Below are 20,442 nucleotides of genomic sequence, written 5' to 3' on the forward strand. Positions count from 1 at the left end.
GCTGCTTTTCGTTTTACATATTGGATTAGCTCTTCATTCTTGGATCCAGTGCATCCCTCAGGCCATCTCCCATCAGGTTGAAACCAAGTACGGTCAGCATGATGGCAAGCCCCGGGAAAATCATGGTCCATGGTGCCTGGATCATAAAATCTTTTGCATCTGCCAGCATCTTACCCCATTCAGGATTTGGAGCGTCTGCACCAAGGCCAAGAAAGCCAAGTGCGGCCGCTTCAATAATCGCTGTCGCAATGGCCAATGTTCCCTGGACGATGATCGGTGCCATACTATTTGGGAGTATATGCTGGAAAAGGATCCGGCTATCCCTCATTCCGACAGCCTTCGCTGCCATGATGTACTCCTCTTCCTTAACACTTAGTACCCTCGACCGAATCAATCTTCCAAAGTTTGGAATATTAATGATTGCTATCGCTATGAGCGCATTCCTAAGTGAAGGTCCAAGAACAGCAACAATGGCAATTGCCAATAGGATGCTTGGGAATGCCAGCATAATATCAAAAGCTCTTGATATAACGGTATCAACCCATCGGCCATAATAACCGGCAAGGATACCGAGCAGGCAGCCTACGATGATTGAACCCATTACCGCAAAGGTTCCTACCCATAAAGAAATCCTTGCTCCAAAAACAACCCTGGAAAAAATATCTCGGCCAAAATCGTCAGTGCCGAACCAGTGATCTGCTGAAGGAGCCTGGAGACGGACCTCCATTTTCTGGTCATTGATGCCCTCTGGCGTAATCAATGGTGCAAAGATTGCCAGCAGAATAAAGAACAAGACAATGACCGTTCCGACAACGGCCAGTTTATTCTTCTTGAAACTATACCATGCTTCTGCCCAGGGAGACGCCACTTTTTCCTCTGCCTGCACGGCCGGCGGCTGCATTTGTTTTTGAGTTGATATCTCCATCTATTTCTCCCCTTCCATCAACGGTATTTGATCCGAGGATCAATTGCTGCATACAATAAGTCCACTACTAGATTGATCAGTACAAAGATGAGCGCAATGATCAGGATTCCGGATTGGATTACCGGATAATCACGATAATTGATCGCTTCGTAAATATATCGGCCAATCCCCGGCCAGCTGAAGATGGTCTCGGTCAGGATCGCACCGCCAAGCAGAAGGCCTGTCTGCAAACCGATAACCGTCAATACAGGGATGATTGCATTTTTCAGGGAGTGTTTGTAAACGACCCAGAACATGCTCAACCCTTTCGCTCTTGCCGTTCTGATAAAATCAGACCTCATAACCTCAAGCATGGTCGAGCGGGTGATCCTTGCAATGATGGCCATCGGGATCGTTGCCAGCGCCATGGCAGGCAGGACAAGATGCTTAAGTACCTCGACGAACTGATCGGTTCTCCCCTGGATCAATGTATCAATAATATAAAAATTCGTGATTGCATCGACCGGGTTCCTTACTTCTTCTCGCCCGGAGGTCGGCAGGATATCAAGATTGATGGCAAACATCCATTGTTCCATCAAACCCAGCCAAAAAATCGGCATCGATACACCGACAAGAGCTAATACCATTGCACCGTAATCAAACCAGGAATTCTGGAACCACGCACTGATGATTCCCGCATTGACACCTATAAAAATCGCAATCATCATCGCGACAAATGAAAGTTCCATTGTTGCGGCTAGATATGGCCAGACTTCATTGCTTATTTCCGACTTCGTCCTTAGTGATTGTCCTAAGTCCCCGGTCAGCAGCCCTCCAAGATAATTAAAATATTGCACGTACCACGGCTGGTCGAGTCCAAGCTCTCTCGTTAAATCCGCAATTGCATCTTTAGTCGCCAACTGTCCGAGAATGACCTGGGCGGGATCGCCAGGGATTGCTCGGATCATGAAAAATACAATAAGTGATAGTCCCAACAGTACAGGAATTAGTGAAAAAATCCTTCTGACAGAATAGGCAAACACCTTCCCACCTCATTTCTTGATGAAAAGCGTAAGCGCCTTGGTCAGCCCCGACAAGCACTGGAGGGCCGACCCGTGAAGTCGTTCTTTGACTTCAATGGGCGGACCGAAGTGACTCGAGCTGCTCAAAGCTAACGCTTTTCGCAAGATACTCGAGGATGCACTGTCAGGGATGAAAACTGGCTAGGCGCTGGAGCTAGACATTACTTAATTTGAATAATTTCCTTTACCAAAAGAAAAGGGAGAATGCATATGTTCTCCCTTTCCCCGATGCATTATTTTTTGAATTCAACCGTTGCAAGCAGGTCAGATCCTGTTGGATGGGCCTTGAAACCTGTAACGTCAGCTCTTCCTGCAAGTGCAGGCTCAGAGTGGACAAGCGGAATCCAAGGAGCATCTTCCTTAATTAACAATTGAGCTTCTTTATACAGTTTTTCACGTTCAGCCTGGTCATTTGTAGACTGAGCCTTGATGAACAAGTCATGTACCTCGTCGCTGGCGTAGCGTGCATAGTTATTGCTGTCGATATTATCCTTGTCTAGAAGAACATACATGAAGTTGTCAGCGTCACCATTGTCACCAGTCCAGCCAAGCAGGAACGTATCCGCTTCACCAACACGTGTCTTTTCAAGGTATGTTGCCCACTCATAAGAGACAATCTTCGCCTTTACACCAACCTCAGCAAAGTCTTTCTGAATCGCTTCAGCAACTTTCTTTCCGTCAGGCATATACGGTCTTGGAACTGGCATTGCCCATAGTTCAATTTCAAAGCCATCTTCATATCCAGCTTCCTTTAAAAGCTCCTTAGCTTTTGCAGGATCATATTCATATGGTTCCACGTCATCGTTATAGCCAGCTACCGATTTCGGCATTGGATTCTTTGCAGCTTCTGCTGCTCCAGCGAAGAAAGCATCAATCAACGCTTGCTTATTAACCGCATGGTTTAATGCCTGGCGAACTTTCTTGTCCTTAAGCGGTCCGCGTTCGTTGTTCAAACCAAGGTAAGCAACGTTCAAAGAAGGACGATAGAACGTCTGTAAATCCTTGTTGTTTTCGATTGATTCAACATCACTGAAGTTTACACCGTCAATAATGTCAACTTCGCCTGTATTCAGTGCATTCAGACGAGCAGAGTTTTCAGGGATGACACGGAAAATGACTTCATCAAGCTTTGGAAGTCCCTTCTCCCAGTAATCTTCGTTTTTCACCAATGTTACTTTGTCATTGCGTTTCCATTCCTTGAACTTAAATGGACCAGTACCTACTGGATTTTCAATGAACTTATCACCATACTTCTCAATTGCAGCTGGGCTTGCAATTCCGAATGGAGACATTGCAAGGTTTTTGTAGAATGGAGCAAGGATACGGTTTAATGTGAATTCAACTGTATACTCATCCACTGCTTTTACTTCCTTGATTACATCGCCAAATTGTGAATTATAGTAATAGAATTGTTCTTTATTTCCGGCCTTCCAGCGCTCGAAGTTGAATACGACTGCTTCGGCGTTGAAATCGGTGCCGTCATGGAACTTAACACCTTTACGGAGTTTAAGTGTATGCTTCAAACCATCTTCTGACTCTGACCATTCTTCTGCAAGACCTGGGTGAATTTCTGTATCCTGCTCACCGAATTCGATAAGAGTTTCATAGATGTTTTTTGTTACTTTAAAAGCTTCACCTTCTGTGGTTACAGCTGGATCAAGCGATGTTGAATCGCCGCCACGGCCAAATACTAGAGTTCCGCCAGACGATGATCCGCCTTCAGAACCAGATTCCCCGCCTGTTTTCTTGCCGCCGGAATCATTATTACAGCCGGCAAGCCCCATGCTAATGATGAGGATAAACGCAAAAAACATCAATCCAAAACGCCTTTTCATATTCTTCCCCCTTGTTTTTTCGGACCGATTTTATTTATCCAGTCCATGTTATATATCATCTATGCTGTTTTTCCTGCCAGCATTCCTTTTTGATCAGGAATACAGATGGCAGGCAGCAAAATGACCTGGTTCAATCTCCCGCAGTTCGGGCCTGTCTGTCTTGCAGATTTCCATACACTCCTTGCACCTTGTATGGAAGGCGCATCCCAGCGGCGGATTCGATGGACTTGGGAGATCGCCGGTCAGCAGCTCCCCATCCCTTTTGATATCCGGATCAGGAATCGGCACTGCCGAAAGCAATGCCCTGGTATATGGATGCAGCGGTTTTTCGTACAGCTTATCCGCATCCGTGATTTCTACTAGTCTGCCTAAATACATTACTCCCACTCTATCGCTGATATGTTTGACCACACCAAGATCGTGGGCGATGAAAATATAGGTCAGCTGGAATTCCTTTTGCAGGTCCTCCAGCAAATTCAATACTTGTGATTGAATGGATACGTCCAGTGCTGAAACGGGTTCATCTGCTATGATCAGCTTTGGCCTCGTCATCAGTGCCCGGGCAATCCCGATTCTCTGGCGCTGGCCGCCGCTGAACTGGTGGGGATACCGTTTGGCATGGTAACTGCTGAGCCCGACTACCTCAAGCATTTCCCTGACCATTTGCTTCCGTTCCTTCTTCGTCCCGATTCCATGGACGATGAGAGGTTCCTCGAGAATCTTTTCAACAGTATGCCTCGGATTCAAGGACGCAAAGGGGTCCTGGAACACCATCTGCATATCCTTTCTTGCCTTGCGCATATCGTTATCAGAAAGGGTCACAAGGTCTTTCCCTTCAAACACGACCTGCCCTTCTGTCGGATCGATCAGGCGCATCAGCATCCTGCCTGTTGTCGATTTCCCGCAGCCAGACTCTCCGACCAGACCGAGGGTTTCCCCTTTGTTCACCCAGAAGCTGATATCATCAACTGCTTTGACTGCCCCGGTCTGTTTCCCAAGGATTCCGCCTGTAATAGGAAAGTATTTTTTAAGACCATCAACTTTTAACAGAACTTCTGCCATCGGCTACTCCCTCCTTCTCATGCAACAGGCAGCGAACAGTATGACCTGGCCTGTCAGTTTCATAGAGTTCCGGGTTCACGCTCAGGCATCTGTCCATGACAAATTCACATCTGGCCGCAAATCGGCAGCCTGTCTTGATTGAACCAGGCTTCGGCACATTGCCAGGTATCGAATATAACCGTTCTTTTTTATCCCGGATGTCAGGTATCGATTTAAGCAGACCAAGAGTATAAGGGTGCTTCGGATTTTTGAAGATATCCCCGACAAGCCCTTCCTCGACAATCTTTCCGGCATACATGACAGCGACACGCTGGCATACTTCTGCGACGACACCAAGGTCATGAGTGATCATGATAATCGCCGTATCAAGCTTTTCATTCAAATCCTTCATCAATGCCAAAATCTGAGCCTGTATCGTTACATCAAGTGCAGTTGTCGGTTCATCTGCAATCAGCACCCGTGGGTGGCAGCTGAGTGCCATTGCAATCATGACCCTTTGTCTCATCCCGCCTGAAAGCTGGTGAGGGTACTCCTTGACAATTTGCTCTGCCCTGGGAAGGCCGACAAGCTTCAGCATCTCCACAGCCTGCTGATATGCAGCCTTTTTGCCCAGCTTCTTATGTATTTTCAATGCTTCGACCAGCTGTTCACCAATTGTGAATAATGGATTCAACGAAGTCATCGGTTCCTGGAAAATCATCGCCACTTCATTTCCCCGGATCTCCCTCATCCTCGACTCCGAAGCGTGCACCAGGTCTTCGCCATTGAGAAGGATTTCCCCTCCTGCAATTTTCCCGGGCGGCTGGGGTATCAGCTTCATGATGGACAAGGATGTAACACTCTTTCCACTGCCCGATTCTCCGACTATTCCGAGGATTTCTCCTTTATTGACCGAAAAGCTGACATCATCTACCGCAGGAACCTCACCTTCCTTGGTGATAAATGATGTTCTTAAATTTTTCACTTCTAAAACCGGAGCATGTACCACTTGCCTACTCCTTTCTATTACCGAAATATTATTGCTGAATAAAATTAATTCTGTCTGTGTAAAACATTTTATATTAAATGCCTACAAATAGTCCACTGATTTTTCTTAATTATTTAAATATAATAATAATTTGGAATAGTATTAGGTAATTGGTACTATTTGTATGTCGAAAGCTGATAAATAATGTCACAAATAGACTGCTCATAATGGATTGTTTATGCCAGATTGGTCATTCTTTCAAAAAGCTTGAATATTGCTAATCGTGTAACCAGCGAGCAAAAAAATCTGCGAAATTAACCTTCGGAATTTGATAAATCATCCACAGAATGCAAAAAAACCGAAGCCAATTCGGCTCCGGTTCTCATTTTCATCCATTTAATTTTCCAGCTGCTGTACCTGGAACAGCCTATGGTAGCCGCCTTGTTTTGCCATTAATTCATCATGGCTGCCAACTTCAACGATTTCGCCATGCTCAATCAGGACAATCCTGTCGGCATGGGTGATTGTGGATAAGCGATGGGCAACTACAAACGTTGTCCTGTCCCTTGCCAGCTTATCAATCGCTTCCTGAATAAGATGCTCACTCTCAAGGTCAAGGGCTGAGGTGGCTTCGTCAAGAATCAGGATAGGCGGATTCTTAAGGAAGACACGCGCTATGGCGACACGTTGTTTTTGCCCGCCAGAAAGCTTGACTCCTCTTTCCCCTACTTTGGTATCATAGCCTTCTGGAAGATTCATAATAAATTCATGGGCATTCGCGGCCTTTGCAGCCTGGATCACTTCTTTATCGCTTGCTCCTGGCTTGCCCAAAAGTATATTGGATTTCACCGATTCACTGAATAAAATGTTATCCTGTGCAACCATCCCGATTTTATCGCGCAATGAACGGACTTTGAATGAACGGATGTCCTTTCCGTCAAGCAGGATCTCTCCATCGGTTACATCGAAGAATCTCGGAATCAGGCTGACAAACGATGACTTCCCGCCGCCGCTCATTCCAACAAGCGCGATCGTTTCACCCTTTTCAACCTCTATGTTCAAACTCTTCAGTACCGTCTCCCCGTCTTCTTCATACGAGAAGCTTACATTTTTAAAAGAAATATCACCATGGACTTTTTTCAATTCCACTGCATCAGGAGAATCCTTAATATCATATTTCTCATCCATGAACTCGAATACTCGGTCCATTGATGCAATCGACTGTGTCAGCGTTGTCGATGAATTCACCAGTCGGCGCAACGGATTGTACAATCTGTCAATGTAGGCAATAAACGCAGCCATTTCCCCGATTGAGAGGCTTCCCTGGAGTACCTGATAACCGGAAAAGCCGATGACAAGCAGCGGCGCTATGTCCGTAATCGTATTGACTACAGCAAATGCTTTTGCGTTCCAGCTTGTATGCTCAAGAGCTTTGGTTAAAAAGTTTTTATTCTGCCGGTCAAACTGTGTCTGCTCATAATCCTCAATCGCAAAGCTTTTGATGACCGAAATTCCGGCCACCCTTTCATGCAGATAGCTTTGCACCCCTGCAAGTGCCTGCGACCGTTCCCTCGTAAGCTTCCGAAGATTTCCAAAGAAATATCTTACCGAAAAAGCGTAAAACGGGAACAGAACCAGGGAAACGAATGTTAACTGCACGTCCATCGTAAACATGATAGCAGCCGCTATCATGATCGTAGCAACATCCAGCCACAGATTCATCAGTCCCGTCACAACGAAGGTCTTTGTCTGCTCGACATCATTAATCATTCTCGAGATGACCTCTCCGGCTCTCGTATTAGAATAATATTTATAACTGAGCCTCTGCATATGGGAAAACAGCCTGTCCCTTATATCATAGAGGATTTTGCTCGCTGTCCATTGCGCGAAATATTGTCGATAGTATTCAATCGGCGGCCTGAGCACCACAAAAACAACAATCATGATGCCCATGACCCAGAGTAATTTGTCCGTTTTTTCACTCTTGGTCAAGTTATCGTTGCCGATGACATCATCGAGCACAAATTTGATCAAAAGCGGAATCAATAATGGAATCGCAAATTTCAGGATTCCGATGATGATGGTTCCGATGATTTGCAGCCTGTATGGTTTGACGAATTTCAAGTATCTGCGGATGCTGCCCAATTTTTAGTTCCCCCTTATGGAGCCTTGCTAGTGCACGAAACAAAAACCTGTTGAATCAAATCAACAGGCTGAAGCTTGTCTACCCTGTATGGTCAGCGGCGATAAGTTAAATACCGCTCATAATAAATGTCGATGAAATCAGGTGCAAAAGGTCCCTTCCTTTGCCTGATCCAGCGTTTGAGCTTTTCAACATTGTATTTCAGAATTTTGTCAATCACATCAGGGTACTGCATTTCCTTGCGGTGGCGCTCATATTCATCTTCATCGAGTAGATTAAACGTCATATCTGGAAAAACTTTAATATCGAGATCATAGTCAATATATTTCAGCGCTTCTCCGTCAAAAATAAATGGAGAACTAATATTGCAGTAATAATATACGCCATCTTCCCGGATCATGCCTATAACGTTGAACCACAGCTGAGAGTGGAAGTAACAGATTGCAGGCTCTCTCGTAATCCAGGTCCTGCCGTCTGACTCCGTGACGACAGTCCGGTCATTTCCGCCGATTACAAGGTTCTGTGTGCCCTTTAAAACGGTAGTTTCTTCCCAGACTCGATGGATGTGCCCATTATGCTTATAACTATGGATTTGAATTGGTTCACCTTCTGTGGGTACGCCCATGTTCTTCTCCCCTACTTTCCTTTCCCGGAAACTTTGCAACCTATCAATGTATATTTATCTCGGTTTCTTTAAAACGACAAAAGGCAACAAAGAACGATTCCTATTTTTTATTATTATAACGGTTAACGAGAGAATTTAAAACAAAAGAGCCATCGATTTCCACCGATGACCCTTTAAAATTGCTTAAATTTTTATAAAAATTCATTTTTTTCGGATGGATTGCTCTTTTCATAGGCTCTTTCTGCTTCACCATCAAATCTAAAATCCCGCTGCCCGGTTTCTCCATTGCTTCACAAACCCGGTACGGCAGGAGCTCGTTAATGCTAAAACAGCCTTTATAAAAACTTTAACGTAATGTAACAGCCAGCTGCTGATACGTATGAATGACATCCTCCGTCTGCTTTTCAAACATCCTGTGGATTTCCTGCAAATCCTGCTTTTTCCGATCAATTTCCAAGCGAAGCTCCTCTAACTCTGCACTTTGCTTCAGGGCATCCAGTTGCTTTTCAATCTCCTGGCACCTTTCCAGTTCAGACTGCAAATACAGAAGCTTTTCCATTGTTTGCATTTGAGTAGATACCAATTCGTTAAATTTATCCATGCTTATCCACCGCCTGTAAAATTTATCTCCTAATTGTATTCTCGGGCAGTGGAGGAAATCCTTTGACTAGTTATGTAGAGGATTTGGAACCTTTGTCGAATTACGATGATTCCCTTTCAAGGAAAAATAAAGTCCATCCGATATTGAGGAGACAGTTTGAATCCCTGTTAGGGAGCTTTCACACGGTGTCATATTTGGATTCTTTGCAACAATCAGGCATGGAAAAGGCACTCTGCGAGTGAGAGTGCCTTTCATTTAGGTGATATTAACTCTGTTGGCCAGAGTTTTGACCTTTGCGTGCTTCAGCCTGCTGGTTTTGCTGGCGTACTTCTTGAGCGTTTGTTTCGCTCGCGAATTCAGTACCGTATTGACCTTGTGCACCTTGAGCAGATTGAGCGTTTTGTTGTCTCACCTGCTGAATGTTAGTTCCAGCTTGAGATTGGTTAGGTTGTTTTGCCATCGTTTATCACCTCCACGAAATATAGATTAACCATCCGTGGGGGTTACTATCCGACTAAATTTTACCAAAATATTCTTTTTAAACTAACAGCGAAATTCCACCGTCAACAATGATGGTCTGGCCGCGAATCATGCTCGATTCATCCTTTAAAAGGAACATGACCGCATTGATCATGTCATCGATCTCGACCATTCTTCCGGCAGGAGTCTTTTCTCTCGCCTCTGCAAGGAGTTCTTCCCTGTTTGGAAAATGGGTCAATGCTTCCGTATCGACTGCTCCCCCTGAGACTGCATTGACGACGATGTTTTTGCGCGCCAGTTCAACAGCCAGATAACGTGTCAGGGCTTCAAGGGCTGCCTTCGAGACACCGACTGTCGTGTAGTTTTCCAAATAGCGGATCGAACCAAGTGAGCTGATGCTGACAATCTTCCCGCCGCCATTTCTCTCCATCAGCTTCGCGGCTTCCTGGGCACAGAATAACAATGCCTTGCTATTGATGTTCATTGTCCAGTCCCAATGAGATTCTTCCAGTTCCATCGCTGGCCGCAGCACACCTGATGCTGCATTGTTTACGAACACATCCAGCCTTCCAAACTCCGCTCCGATTTGTTCAAACATCGCTTTAATTTTACTGACGTCTCCAACATTCGCTTTAACGACCAGCGCTTTCCTTCCAAGAGCTTCGATTTGCCCTGCTGTTTCCAATGCTGCCGATTTGCTGCGGGCATAATTGATCACAATGTCATATCCTTCTTTCGCAAGCCTGATGGCTGCTGCTTTGCCGATTCCACGGCTGCTTCCTGTAATGAGAGCTACTTTTTGAGTCATGTGCAAATTCCTTTCCTATCCTCTTTCTGTTAAAAGCGGAATCGTGATTTTGTTTCATTTTAGCTTTTTCAGGTATATATGACAATAAGTCTCCGGAAAAGAGCCCTGATAAAAAACGGTACCACAGAAAAGACTAACATTAAGTTTGAACCTAAATGAAAGGATGATTCCTTATGTACGTTGGCCGTGATATGACTGAACTCTCAATGATGTCAAAGACTGACTGGAAAGACAGCGAACTCGCCTTTTTCCATCACTCCCTGCAACAGATGGTGCCTTATTTAAATGCCGAGGGGCAGACCATCCACAGGGAAATCGTCGAAGAAATCGAGCGCAGGGGCGGTCTTAGCCGGGGTGAAGCAGATTACACCCATGGAACAAAATTAAGTTACGACTAGGAACAAAAAGCGTAAGCGCCTCGTTCAGCCCCGACAAGCGCTGGAGGGCCTGACAGTGAAGTCGTTCTTTGACTTCATTGGCAGGACTGAAATTGAAATGTATAGCCGACTGCCCAGAAACGTAGAAACTGGAGACTCCGACAAAGAAGCGCTTTTTGCTTCTGCCGGCGGAGTTGAAGTTTCGGAGTTTCTAGGAGGCCACACTAGCCAAGCGTCTCGAGGGGCTAGGCGCTGAAGCTGGATTACGAATACCACATGTAGTCATCCACACATTACATGATCAATAATTCCCGATAAACATTAAAAAAGGCTGCTAACCACATCAGTGGTTAGTCAGCCTTTTTCACTTCAAGATACTGCTTCAGCATTTTTTGGTAGGGAACCGGGAAGGCATATTCCTGGATCTCCTGTTCGGTTACCAGTTTTAACTGCGGTGTTTCCGGGATATCAGCAGCAAAGCTGCCGCTGAATACATGGAGATTCCAAATCAGATGGGAGAAAACATGGTCGATTTCGCCTATGGAATCATTTATGTTCGGAGAAAAACCATAAAGCTCTTCGAAATGTTCTGCCAGCTGCTCTCGCTGCCTTTGGAAACCGAGGTCTAATTCTACGGTCGGGAACTCCCACAGGTTTGCCAGCAAGCCGGTTTCCGGTCTTTTCCGTATAAGGATTCTTCCGCGTTCATCACTAAAGATCCCTGCTGCCAGCTGGATGTTTTTCTGCTTCTTCTTTTTTGTTTTTATTGGAAGCTCAGTTTGTACTCCTTCATGGAATGCCTCACAATGTTCCCTGACAGGGCAGAGAAGGCATGAAGGAGATGTCGGCGTACAAATAAGGGCTCCCAGCTCCATCAAGGCCTGGTTGAAATACGATGGGTTTTCATGGGAGATAATCTCCCTAACAGCTGTTTCGAAAATTTTACGGGATGCAGGTCTGGCAATGTCATCCCAGATCAGCAATATTCTCGATAAAACCCTCATCACATTTCCGTCAACTGCTGGTTCCGGTTTCCCGTAGGCTATGCTCAGGATGGCCCCTGCAGTGTATGGACCAACCCCTTTTAAAGAAGCTATCTCTTCCGGTGAATCCGGCACTTTGCCTCCGTAATGTTGGTGGACTTCCTTCACTGCGGATTGTAAGTTGCGGACACGGGAATAATATCCGAGACCTTCCCAGGCTTTTAGGACCTTTTCTTCATCAGCGGAAGCAAGCGCCTCTATGGTTGGAAATTTTTCCAGAAATCGATTAAAATATGGGATGACAGTATCTACTCTAGTTTGTTGGAGCATGATTTCAGATACCCACACTTTATAAGGATCCTGATCCTTTCTCCATGGCAGTTCTCGCTGCTCATTAACAAACCATCCTATCAAGTCATCCTGAAAGGATTTTTTATCCATTTTATCTACACATTTCTTGATGTCAGTTGCCACTTTTGTTCCTCCAGGTGTTAAACTTTCCGGAAATTTGGGAATATAATATTAACGCTTCTGCTTAATCGCCATGAAACCGATGCGTTCTAATCCTCCCGGAACATAATCCTCCAGCATTCCAAATACAGAATGGTCCCGGGAAAGTCGCATTTTTTTCATTGCATGGTAATGGGCTTCAGTCGGTACAAAGAATGATTCAATGAATATATTCCGCTGGTCCGACTGGCTGCATGAAAACATATCCGCTTCGAAATCAGGAAGCATCTCGGAAATTCGATTTATGGCCTCACGATATTGGCCAAGCAGATTTTGTTTCACTTCATATTGAATGATCATCTGAATCATTACGTCAGCTCCTTTATGACTAGTAAAGGGACTTATTGGTTCAGCCCTTTAAAAGTAAACGATTATTCGCATTGTGACAAGACTTTTTACCTGCCAGTTCATTTATATGGCATTTTTCAACTATCCAATAATAGGAGGCGGTTTCCATGGATACTGGTACCCATGTTGTCATGGGGTTCGCTCTAGGCGGGCTGGCGACGCTTGATCCAGCTGTCAGTGAAAGCAGCATCACAGCCAGCAGCGTACTGATCGCTACACTCGTCGGATCACAAATCCCTGATATAGATACCGTACTGAAACTGAGAAATAATGCAGTTTATATACGGAACCATCGCGGAGTCACTCACTCTATTCCAGCTGTCCTCCTGTGGCCGCTGCTCATTACCGGGACAATATACTTTTTTCATCCGGAAGCAAATTTGCTGCACTTATGGATTTGGACATTCATTGCTGTATTCCTTCATGTTTTTGTCGACATTTTCAACGCTTATGGAACACAGGCACTAAGGCCATTTTCGTCGAAATGGGTCGCATTGGGGGTCATCAATACATTTGATCCGATTATTTTTGCACTTCATGTCGTCGGCTTGTTCCTCTGGGCTTTTGGAGCACACCCCGGTTACACATTCTTAACGATTTATGGAATCCTTGTGCTCTACTATATTTATCGATTCGTGGTGAAGCATCGAATCAAGTGTGCTGTTGAGAAAATCGTTCCAGATGCAACAGATATCATCATCGCTCCGACAATGCGCTTCAACCATTGGCGTGTAGCTGTCATGAACAAGCATCAATTCTTCGTCGGCCGCGGACACAAACGCCATGTACGGATCCTTGACCAGTTCAACCGTGTACCGGTCCCCGAAACTCCGGTGCTTGAAGCAGCAAAAAAAGATAAGAATCTTTCCGCATTCCTTTCATTCTCACCTGTCTATCGCTGGGAATGTGATGAATATGACGATTATTACGAAGTCAGGTTCATTGATTTGCGCTACCGCAGCAACGGACACTATCCATTTGTCGCCGTCGTGAACCTGAACAAGGAGCTGGAAATCCTCAGCTCGTACACAGGCTGGATTTACAGCGAGGAAAAACTAAGAAAAAAGCTGGAGTTCATTCCAGGAGAAGGATAAAACCGGGTGATATCACCCGGTTTTTTGCGTGGATTTATGCGCTTGTATATAAAGCGAGATACCTAAGAAAACGAAAAACCCCGTTATAACGGGGATTCTCTTTGGTTCGTTTATTGCTCTTCCAATAAATGCTTATATTTAGGATTCCTGGCGACGAATTCATGCAGTTGGCTGCCGTAATTCTCGATCCACTGGCGGACGACTTTTTCTGTCATTTCGCTGCCCATATATTTATGTCCTGCTTTTGCATAGGTGGCTTCAAAATCGCTCCATAAAAGCTCGACCCATCTCAATGCCTGTTCATAAGTGATGCCGTTGTTTTTTTCCTGAAGCAGGCTGGCCAGCGCTTCGTGTGTTTCCTGCATCCTGATCACCCTTTGCCAATTTTTAATATAGTTATGATTATGTGTCATTACTCGAATACTATGATTGCGTGCATCCATTTCTGGCATACACGTAATTTCACCCGTCACGGAGGGCATTATGCGAAATAAAGTAACCAATTTCCCGAACCAGAACAACAACAAGCTCGAGGGCGAGCCCCGGGCAAAAGCGGAATACGCTTCAAGAAGAGCCGATGGCACGATCAATACCCATCCTCAGGAGCGCATGTATGCTTCCTCTCACCGTGAAGATGACACTTCAGCCGTCATTAAGGACCACTAAGCATCACCCTTTGGCCAGCTTGATCTGTTCCATCCTTTAACACAAGAGCAAGACCAGATGCTTAATTATTCTGGTTTTGCTCTGTTTTTATTAAAAGGGAAATAGGCAGTGCTTCTTCTTTACCATCTCCGTTAAGACGTGCACCCCAGGCAAAAACACCATTCATATAATCGATTTTAAAGTAGGCTCCCGGGTCGCCTTCAATGCCATAGATTTCTCCTGGCTTGAAGTCATCCGGGTTCAGCATGTAGGATTTAGCCATGGCAGTCTTCCGCTCATAAACGGCCAGTTCACTCGCCATTCCCATTTGTTCTGCTTTTCTTGCTTTGTCGCGGAGACCGGCGATTTCCTGGTTCAATTCGTATTCGGTCATTTCGCTGTAACGTTTTTCTCTGCCCATCTACATTCACTCCTGGATTGTTCTCGCTTTTAACATTCAAGCATTTAAGATATAACTAAATTATAGCATGTTATTTTAAGGAGGCTATCATGAAAGCAATCATTGTCACTGGCGCGGGTACCGGCCTTGGGAAAGAGCTCTCACTGCTGCTGGCCAAACAGGATTACCATTTGATTTTAACAGGAAGAACAGAAGATAAACTAAACGCCGTCAAAGAACAGATAGAACAATCTGGGGGAAGTGCCACCGCACTCCCGCTTGACCTTCGCAATGTGGAGGATATCAAGGAAAAGGCATTGTTAATCAGCAAAAAGCATGAATTATACGGGCTCGTGAATAACGCTGGCCTCGGATATTTCGGGCCGTTCTCCGACATTTCAGATACAGAAATTGAAGAAATGTTCCAGACGAATGTTTTTGGAACCATCCATATGACGAAGGCCATCCTTCCTTACCTTGAACAGAATCAGGAGGGCCTGGTCCTGAACATCGTTTCTACGGCCGGCCTTCGGGGAAAAAAGAATGAAGCTGTCTATTGTTCGAGCAAATTCGCCGTCAGGGGCTTTACCGAAAGCCTGCAGAAGGAGTACGAAGGAACAGACATCCGTTTCGTCGCTGCCTATATGGGCGGGATGAATACTCCTTTCTGGGATGAAAGCGAACATGTTACAGATCCGACGAGGCTTCGTTCTGCTGCTGAAGTGGCCGGAATCATTATCGACAACCTTGAAAAGGCCGAAATTGTTATAGAATCCAAAAAATCATGACAAGTGTCATGATTTTTTTATTCCTCATTCTCTTTTTCCGAAATGAACTCATCGATCATATCCATGGGAAATCCTTTGCGGTATAGTGCCATCTTTAGCTTCTGCCTGTATTCACGATCCGGAAGCTTACTGTATTTGCTGTGCAGTTTTTCACCTTGTATCCGCAACGCATCCATTTCAGCTTCGTCTTCTTTTTCAATTTCCGTCTCATCCAAAGCAGCACGGATGATCGAAAAAGAATACCCTTTGCGTCTAAGCATCTGTTCAATTTTTTGCTTCAGGATCCTGGATGAATCTTTCTTGTTCTTCAAAGCATATTTTTCACTGAGTTTGATTGCTTTTTCCAGCTGTTCATCGAAGGAAACTTCATCGACCACTTTCGTGATCAAATCGGGAGCAATCCCTTTTTCCTTCAGCTCCAGCTTAATGACTTCCGCGCCTTTATCCGTCGTATTTAGTTGTGTCCGGACAAAAGCGTTGGCAAATTCCTCATCATTCAAGAATTTAAATTCATATAATTTATGGATGGCTTCTTTTATGACGGATTCTGAGATTTCTTTTTTCTTCAGATGTTCACGGACCTCAGACTCTGAGCGCATGCGGTGTGAAAGATAATTGATTGCCGTATTATAGGCTTTCCGGATATCGTCCTGGAAAAGCATTTCCGTGACCGCAAAGTCATCCAGTTCCATTCCCTTTTTCAAATTGTATTTTATTAATACATCTTCATCGACACTAAAAGCGTACTCTTCTCCCCTTCCGCTGTCGGTAAAAATGCTGTATCGGTCTTTATTGTGTTTTTGGACGGAGATTTTTGTAATGACTGGCATTTAATTTTCACCTCTCTAAAGAAACTTTAACACATTTAAAGGAGGTTTATCATTTTAAAAGCAGTACTATAAAGATAAGAGGAAACTTAGGAGGTTGACCATGAAAATAGCCATAACCGGAGGAACAGGGCTTGTCGGCAGTGCTTTAAGCAGTGAACTGGTCCGCAATGGACATGAGGTAATCATTTTAACCAGGAAAAGTAATGAACAAGACAGCCATAACCCAAGGTATGTCCAATGGCTCAATCCAGCTGACCAGCCGGAGAATGAACTTGAAGGCACTGATGCGATTGTGAATCTTGCTGGCGCGACCATTAATGACAGATGGACAGATGAGTACAAACAGAGGATCATTGACAGCAGAATTAAGGCGACCACCGAAGTGAACAGGATCATCAAGGCACTTGAAAATAAGCCACCTGTCTTAATCAATGCGAGTGCAGTGGGTTATTACGGGACATCACTGACCGAAGAGTTCACTGAACAAGCGAATCCAGCTAATGACTTCCTGGCTGACACGGTCCGGCGCTGGGAGGCTGAAGCAATCCACGCAAATGAGTCCGGCACTCGGATAGTGCTTTGCCGATTTGGTGTAATTCTTGATAAAAAAGGCGGCGCATTGCCCAAGATGATTCTTCCCTATAAATTGTTTGCAGGCGGAAAAGTAGGTTCTGGCAACCAATGGCTCTCATGGATCCATATAGATGATGTCATCCGGGGAATTATGTTTGCGATCGAGAATGACCGGTTAGACGGCCCAGTGAATTTTGTTGCTCCTTCACCAGTAACAATGGACCAGTTTGGGCAGATTTTATCCAAAGTGTTGGGACGCCCCCATTGGCTACCGGTTCCCTCCTTTGCCCTTAAAATCGCTATGGGGGATATGAGCATGCTTGTACTTGAAGGCCAGAAAGTCGTTCCAGCAAAGCTTTTAACATCAGGTTTTAACTTCAAGTATACCGATCTAGAAAAAGCCCTCAGAGAAATTTTAGGTAAATAAGGCTGTTAAATCCCTTTCAACAAGGAAATACTTGTAAGGTACATCATATTGAAAGGGTGGATTGGATTGGATAAGAAAAAAAGGGATAAGACAAAGAGTACTTTATCAAGCATGCAGGAAGTTACATACAGCCGCGAATTCAAAAAAGCAGACAGAGCAGGCGGCTATGCAAATGGAAAGAGATATTAGGCATTAACGTGCTCCTTTTGGAGGAACATAAAAGTACGGAAACGATGCATTTCCGTACTTTTGATTTTTGAAAGGGGTTTTTTCGAATGGGAAGAGCACATGGACACAAAACACGCGATCGTAATAAAGCATCACTTCCACAAGTACCAAAAAACATGAAATCTGACGGCCTTGATGTAGAATTCGATCGCGATTTAGCTGACCACGATGACCTTGAGGCAATGGCACGCTCAAAAGCTGCGGACCAGCGTGCTAAAAGCAGAAGAAAATAACCCTCTTATAAAGGAAAAAGCAGAATCTTTCTGATTCTGCTTTTTCCTTTTAAGGGTAGGGGGATATCTCCGGTTAGCAAATAACGAACATCCTATAGGATTGTGAATACTTTCACTAACTTTTGATACTTCTAATTTACTCCCAACTACTTCAATAAACAAGTATTTTCACTAATTGTACAAAATAAGTTACCCACATACATGTGAATAATGTTAATAAATTTCCTAAAAGCTTTTAATATAAGGATTTATTTAGCTGACTGGATTTTACGATATTTCTGTGGATAATGTGGATAAATCTGTGGAGTACTTATAAATAACAGCTTTTGTTTGTTGATAAGTTTGAGGATAATTTTATTAGCTATTATATTTACCCTCCTACTGAGGCACCAAAACCTAAATACCGAATTCTGAACGGTTCATTATTAATAATAATCTTTTTCCTTGCCAATACTAACGAGAAGAATGTATTCATCACAATGGAGGGATCACCAATGGCAAGAAGGAATAAGATCCTTGTACCGGAAGCCAGGAAAGCACTTGATGATTTGAAAGCGCAGGTAGCCGGTACGATGAAAGCGGAGGATGCAAAATTCGAGACAGCAAAAGAGGTCGGCGTTCCTCTTAAAAAAGGGTATAACGGCAATCTTTCAACCCGGGAAGCTGGAAAGGTCGGAGGAAAATTGGGTGGAAGCATGGTCCGGGAACTCGTGAAAATGGCACAGGAAAATTTACGGAAACAGTAAAGACTTCAAACATTTGTAAATAACGTTTGACATCTGCTGGAAAACGTAATATAATAAGTAAGCTTCGCCAAAAGGAAGTAACTTGAGTCACAACCAATACTATGTAAACAATTAATGGCGTTCTGCTTTTATTTTTAGGTAACAACTTATTCACACTGGATCGGCTTCGGAGCCGTAAGGATGCAAGAGAGGTAGGGCTTGCGTCGTTTAGGTTTAAAATGGTCAAGTGGAATTTTGTACCGCGGCAAAGTTTATAAATGGATGATTTTATTATACATCTTGTGGAGTAGCAAGTTACTTGAAAGCGAACCGGGGACGGTTCGCTTTTTCTATTTATCCGATTATATTACATGGCTTCATTCCCCTGAAGTGGATCTTCTGCTGCTTCCTTATTATACGTTGGCAGGATAATCGTGACTTCCGTTCCCGCTCCTAAATCACTCTTGAATGAGACAGACCCGCCCATTGCTTCAATGATTTTCATTGAAACGGATGTACCAAGTCCGGTACCTTTATCTTTAGTTGTATAAAAAAGAGTCCCCAGACGTGCGAGCTGCTCTTCATCCATCCCTTTCCCTGTGTCTGAGACGATGATATAAGATTCATGACCTGCCGATGCCTGGCTGACAAATACCTCTCCGCCCTCTTCCGTTGCTTCGATCGCATTCTTTATAATATTCACTAAAGCTTGCTTCAGCTGGTTCCGATCGGTTTTTGCATACACACCCCACTCGAGCTTTACGTTCACCTGTACCCCTTCTTTTGCGGCAAAGGCTTCCAGCAGGATGGTGACTTCTGTAATGATTTCTGCCAGCTCTGCATCCTCCAGCTTTTCAAATTGCGGCTTGGCGAAATTCAGGTAATCATTTATGATGGATTCTGCCCTTCCAAGCTCAGTCAGCACCAGACTCAAATAGTAAAAGTTATCTCCCTTTTCCTGCTTGTGCATCATTTGCAGAAAACCTTTCACCACTGTGAGGGGATTCCTGATTTCATGGGCAATGGACGCTGCAAGTTCCCCCAGGGTATTAAGCTTTTCAGCCCTGAGGATTTCTTTTTTCATCAGTTCCTTTTCAATCAATGCCTCATTAAGGAATGCTGCCACCCATACAGAGAAGATTTGGATCACACCAAAGACAGTTATGTTCATCAAGACTTTATTTGAATCTTCAGCTGCTGTTGCATTACTGACAAAAATATTAGTGATTAAAATGATGAGCATAGACAATGATGGCCAGAAACCAACAATAACCGCTGTCCTGATCCTCTTCTTAGCATCGAATTTCCAAAACCTCTTCATGAACATGAATGGAATCAACGCTGCCAAAAAACCGCTCGCATATCCGAGAAGGAGATCCCCTCCCATGAATGTCCTTGTTGCCAGATAAGTAAATAAGACCATCCCCCCTGCAATCGGCCCCCCATACAAGAAGGCTACTACCATAGGGACATACCGAAGATCCCAGTATAATCCGCCCAGTTCATATGAAAACGCAAGCGAGAGAAACAGAGCCAGGCTTTGCAGGATTCCGCATAAATAAGGTGATTTCCCAACACTCTTGTTATCAAAAAGAACACCATGAATAAAGATAGGCAGCAAAATGATCAAAACATTCAACAGGAGTTTCTCGACGAGCATTTTATCTTCTCCAATCGAAGAGAGTTAAATAGTATAACCCAAGCGTAGTATCTACTTTTAGAAATACGACAAATTTTTCATGATTCCTCTATTCCCCGGGAAATTTGTCACATA

The 20,442-nt window shown here is 44.3% G+C and carries 25 protein-coding genes; 8 read left to right on the forward strand and 17 right to left on the reverse strand.

Annotated elements, in window-relative coordinates; all coding sequences use genetic code 11:
• Window positions 1-25: 25 nt before the first annotated feature.
• The 11 genes from J7E38_RS21240 to fabL form a co-directional block, all read right to left on the reverse strand.
• Entirely contained in the window at window positions 26-925 is a 900-nt protein-coding gene (locus J7E38_RS21240) for an ABC transporter permease (protein ID WP_214709402.1), read from the reverse strand.
• Between the two features lie 17 nt (window positions 926-942).
• Window positions 943-1,947, reverse strand: a complete 1,005-nt coding sequence (locus J7E38_RS21245; protein ID WP_214709400.1) for an ABC transporter permease — start codon at window positions 1,945-1,947, stop codon at window positions 943-945.
• A gap of 272 nt (window positions 1,948-2,219) precedes the next feature.
• On the reverse strand, window positions 2,220-3,821 hold the full coding sequence (locus J7E38_RS21250) for an ABC transporter substrate-binding protein (protein WP_214709398.1): 1,602 nt from the start codon (window positions 3,819-3,821) through the stop codon (window positions 2,220-2,222).
• Between the two features lie 93 nt (window positions 3,822-3,914).
• Window positions 3,915-4,883 (reverse strand): ABC transporter ATP-binding protein, encoded by a 969-nt coding sequence (locus J7E38_RS21255; RefSeq protein ID WP_214709396.1) that lies wholly within the window; start codon window positions 4,881-4,883, stop codon window positions 3,915-3,917.
• Window positions 4,858-5,871, reverse strand: coding sequence for an ABC transporter ATP-binding protein (locus J7E38_RS21260; protein WP_214709394.1), 1,014 nt, complete (start codon window positions 5,869-5,871; stop codon window positions 4,858-4,860). The genes J7E38_RS21255 and J7E38_RS21260 overlap by 26 nt, the downstream gene beginning before the upstream one ends.
• Before the next feature lie 375 nt (window positions 5,872-6,246).
• Window positions 6,247-7,995 carry an ABC transporter ATP-binding protein gene (locus tag J7E38_RS21265; RefSeq protein ID WP_215038911.1) on the reverse strand — a complete coding sequence of 583 codons (1,749 nt, stop codon included), beginning with the start codon at window positions 7,993-7,995 and terminating at the stop codon, window positions 6,247-6,249.
• A gap of 92 nt (window positions 7,996-8,087) precedes the next feature.
• Window positions 8,088-8,618, reverse strand: coding sequence for a nucleoside tri-diphosphate phosphatase (gene ntdP, locus J7E38_RS21270; RefSeq protein WP_041967592.1), 531 nt, complete (start codon window positions 8,616-8,618; stop codon window positions 8,088-8,090).
• 100 nt (window positions 8,619-8,718) lie between these two features.
• Window positions 8,719-8,904, reverse strand: a complete 186-nt coding sequence (locus J7E38_RS21275) for a hypothetical protein (RefSeq protein ID WP_214709392.1) — start codon at window positions 8,902-8,904, stop codon at window positions 8,719-8,721.
• A 60-nt stretch (window positions 8,905-8,964) separates the two neighbouring features.
• Complete coding sequence (locus J7E38_RS21280) at window positions 8,965-9,219, reverse strand: YgaB family protein (RefSeq protein WP_214709390.1); 255 nt, start codon at window positions 9,217-9,219, stop codon at window positions 8,965-8,967.
• Window positions 9,220-9,484: 265 nt separating this feature from the next.
• Complete coding sequence (locus J7E38_RS21285; RefSeq protein ID WP_214709388.1) at window positions 9,485-9,679, reverse strand: gamma-type small acid-soluble spore protein; 195 nt, start codon at window positions 9,677-9,679, stop codon at window positions 9,485-9,487.
• Window positions 9,680-9,757: 78 nt separating this feature from the next.
• Window positions 9,758-10,507, reverse strand: coding sequence for an enoyl-[acyl-carrier-protein] reductase FabL (fabL, locus tag J7E38_RS21290; RefSeq protein ID WP_214709386.1), 750 nt, complete (start codon window positions 10,505-10,507; stop codon window positions 9,758-9,760).
• 173 nt (window positions 10,508-10,680) lie between these two features.
• Here fabL and J7E38_RS21295 point away from each other — a divergent pair, with 173 nt between their 5' ends.
• Window positions 10,681-10,905 carry a hypothetical protein gene (locus tag J7E38_RS21295; RefSeq protein ID WP_214709384.1) on the forward strand — a complete coding sequence of 75 codons (225 nt, stop codon included), beginning with the start codon at window positions 10,681-10,683 and terminating at the stop codon, window positions 10,903-10,905.
• Between the two features lie 329 nt (window positions 10,906-11,234).
• On the opposite strand, the gene mutY is transcribed toward J7E38_RS21295, so the two are convergent.
• Together mutY and J7E38_RS21305 are read right to left on the reverse strand one after the other, a co-directional pair.
• Window positions 11,235-12,308: an A/G-specific adenine glycosylase gene (gene mutY / locus J7E38_RS21300; protein ID WP_215038922.1), complete on the reverse strand. Its 1,074-nt coding sequence runs from the start codon at window positions 12,306-12,308 to the stop codon at window positions 11,235-11,237.
• A gap of 81 nt (window positions 12,309-12,389) precedes the next feature.
• Complete coding sequence (locus J7E38_RS21305; RefSeq protein WP_214709382.1) at window positions 12,390-12,686, reverse strand: hypothetical protein; 297 nt, start codon at window positions 12,684-12,686, stop codon at window positions 12,390-12,392.
• Window positions 12,687-12,832: 146 nt separating this feature from the next.
• On the opposite strand from J7E38_RS21305, the gene J7E38_RS21310 reads away from it, so the two are divergent.
• Window positions 12,833-13,819 (forward strand): metal-dependent hydrolase, encoded by a 987-nt coding sequence (locus J7E38_RS21310; RefSeq protein WP_214709381.1) that lies wholly within the window; start codon window positions 12,833-12,835, stop codon window positions 13,817-13,819.
• A 110-nt stretch (window positions 13,820-13,929) separates the two neighbouring features.
• Here J7E38_RS21310 and J7E38_RS21315 read toward each other — a convergent pair whose 3' ends face one another.
• Window positions 13,930-14,184: a YfhJ family protein gene (locus J7E38_RS21315; RefSeq protein ID WP_215038924.1), complete on the reverse strand. Its 255-nt coding sequence runs from the start codon at window positions 14,182-14,184 to the stop codon at window positions 13,930-13,932.
• Window positions 14,185-14,302: 118 nt separating this feature from the next.
• On the opposite strand from J7E38_RS21315, the gene J7E38_RS21320 reads away from it, so the two are divergent.
• A complete protein-coding gene (locus J7E38_RS21320) occupies window positions 14,303-14,485 on the forward strand; it encodes a small, acid-soluble spore protein K (RefSeq protein ID WP_023625563.1) in 183 nt (60 codons plus the stop codon).
• Window positions 14,486-14,546: 61 nt separating this feature from the next.
• Here the strand turns inward: J7E38_RS21320 and J7E38_RS21325 are convergent, their stop codons facing one another.
• The gene (locus J7E38_RS21325; RefSeq protein ID WP_214709379.1) at window positions 14,547-14,885 is read right to left on the reverse strand and encodes a YfhH family protein; all 339 of its coding nucleotides are present in this window, start codon (window positions 14,883-14,885) and stop codon (window positions 14,547-14,549) included.
• 89 nt (window positions 14,886-14,974) lie between these two features.
• On the opposite strand from J7E38_RS21325, the gene J7E38_RS21330 reads away from it, so the two are divergent.
• Window positions 14,975-15,652, forward strand: a complete 678-nt coding sequence (locus J7E38_RS21330) for an SDR family NAD(P)-dependent oxidoreductase (RefSeq protein WP_214709378.1) — start codon at window positions 14,975-14,977, stop codon at window positions 15,650-15,652.
• 17 nt (window positions 15,653-15,669) lie between these two features.
• Here J7E38_RS21330 and recX read toward each other — a convergent pair whose 3' ends face one another.
• Complete coding sequence (recX, locus tag J7E38_RS21335) at window positions 15,670-16,482, reverse strand: recombination regulator RecX (RefSeq protein WP_214709377.1); 813 nt, start codon at window positions 16,480-16,482, stop codon at window positions 15,670-15,672.
• Window positions 16,483-16,582: 100 nt separating this feature from the next.
• Between recX and J7E38_RS21340 the strand changes: the two genes are divergently transcribed.
• From J7E38_RS21340 to J7E38_RS21355, 4 genes are all read left to right on the forward strand, one after another.
• Window positions 16,583-17,482: a TIGR01777 family oxidoreductase gene (locus J7E38_RS21340; protein WP_214709375.1), complete on the forward strand. Its 900-nt coding sequence runs from the start codon at window positions 16,583-16,585 to the stop codon at window positions 17,480-17,482.
• Window positions 17,483-17,548: 66 nt separating this feature from the next.
• Window positions 17,549-17,671 carry a YfhE family protein gene (locus J7E38_RS21345; RefSeq protein ID WP_214709374.1) on the forward strand — a complete coding sequence of 41 codons (123 nt, stop codon included), beginning with the start codon at window positions 17,549-17,551 and terminating at the stop codon, window positions 17,669-17,671.
• An 86-nt stretch (window positions 17,672-17,757) separates the two neighbouring features.
• A complete protein-coding gene (locus J7E38_RS21350; RefSeq protein ID WP_214709372.1) occupies window positions 17,758-17,943 on the forward strand; it encodes a YfhD family protein in 186 nt (61 codons plus the stop codon).
• A gap of 494 nt (window positions 17,944-18,437) precedes the next feature.
• On the forward strand, window positions 18,438-18,689 hold the full coding sequence (locus J7E38_RS21355; RefSeq protein WP_214709370.1) for an alpha/beta-type small acid-soluble spore protein: 252 nt from the start codon (window positions 18,438-18,440) through the stop codon (window positions 18,687-18,689).
• A gap of 346 nt (window positions 18,690-19,035) precedes the next feature.
• On the opposite strand, the gene J7E38_RS21360 is transcribed toward J7E38_RS21355, so the two are convergent.
• On the reverse strand, window positions 19,036-20,328 hold the full coding sequence (locus tag J7E38_RS21360; RefSeq protein ID WP_214709368.1) for an ATP-binding protein: 1,293 nt from the start codon (window positions 20,326-20,328) through the stop codon (window positions 19,036-19,038).
• Window positions 20,329-20,442: the final 114 nt, after the last annotated feature.

Origin of the sequence: Bacillus sp. ISL-35 (genome assembly GCF_018613355.1) — a bacterium.
Taxonomy (GTDB): Bacteria; Bacillota; Bacilli; order Bacillales; family Cytobacillaceae; genus Mesobacillus.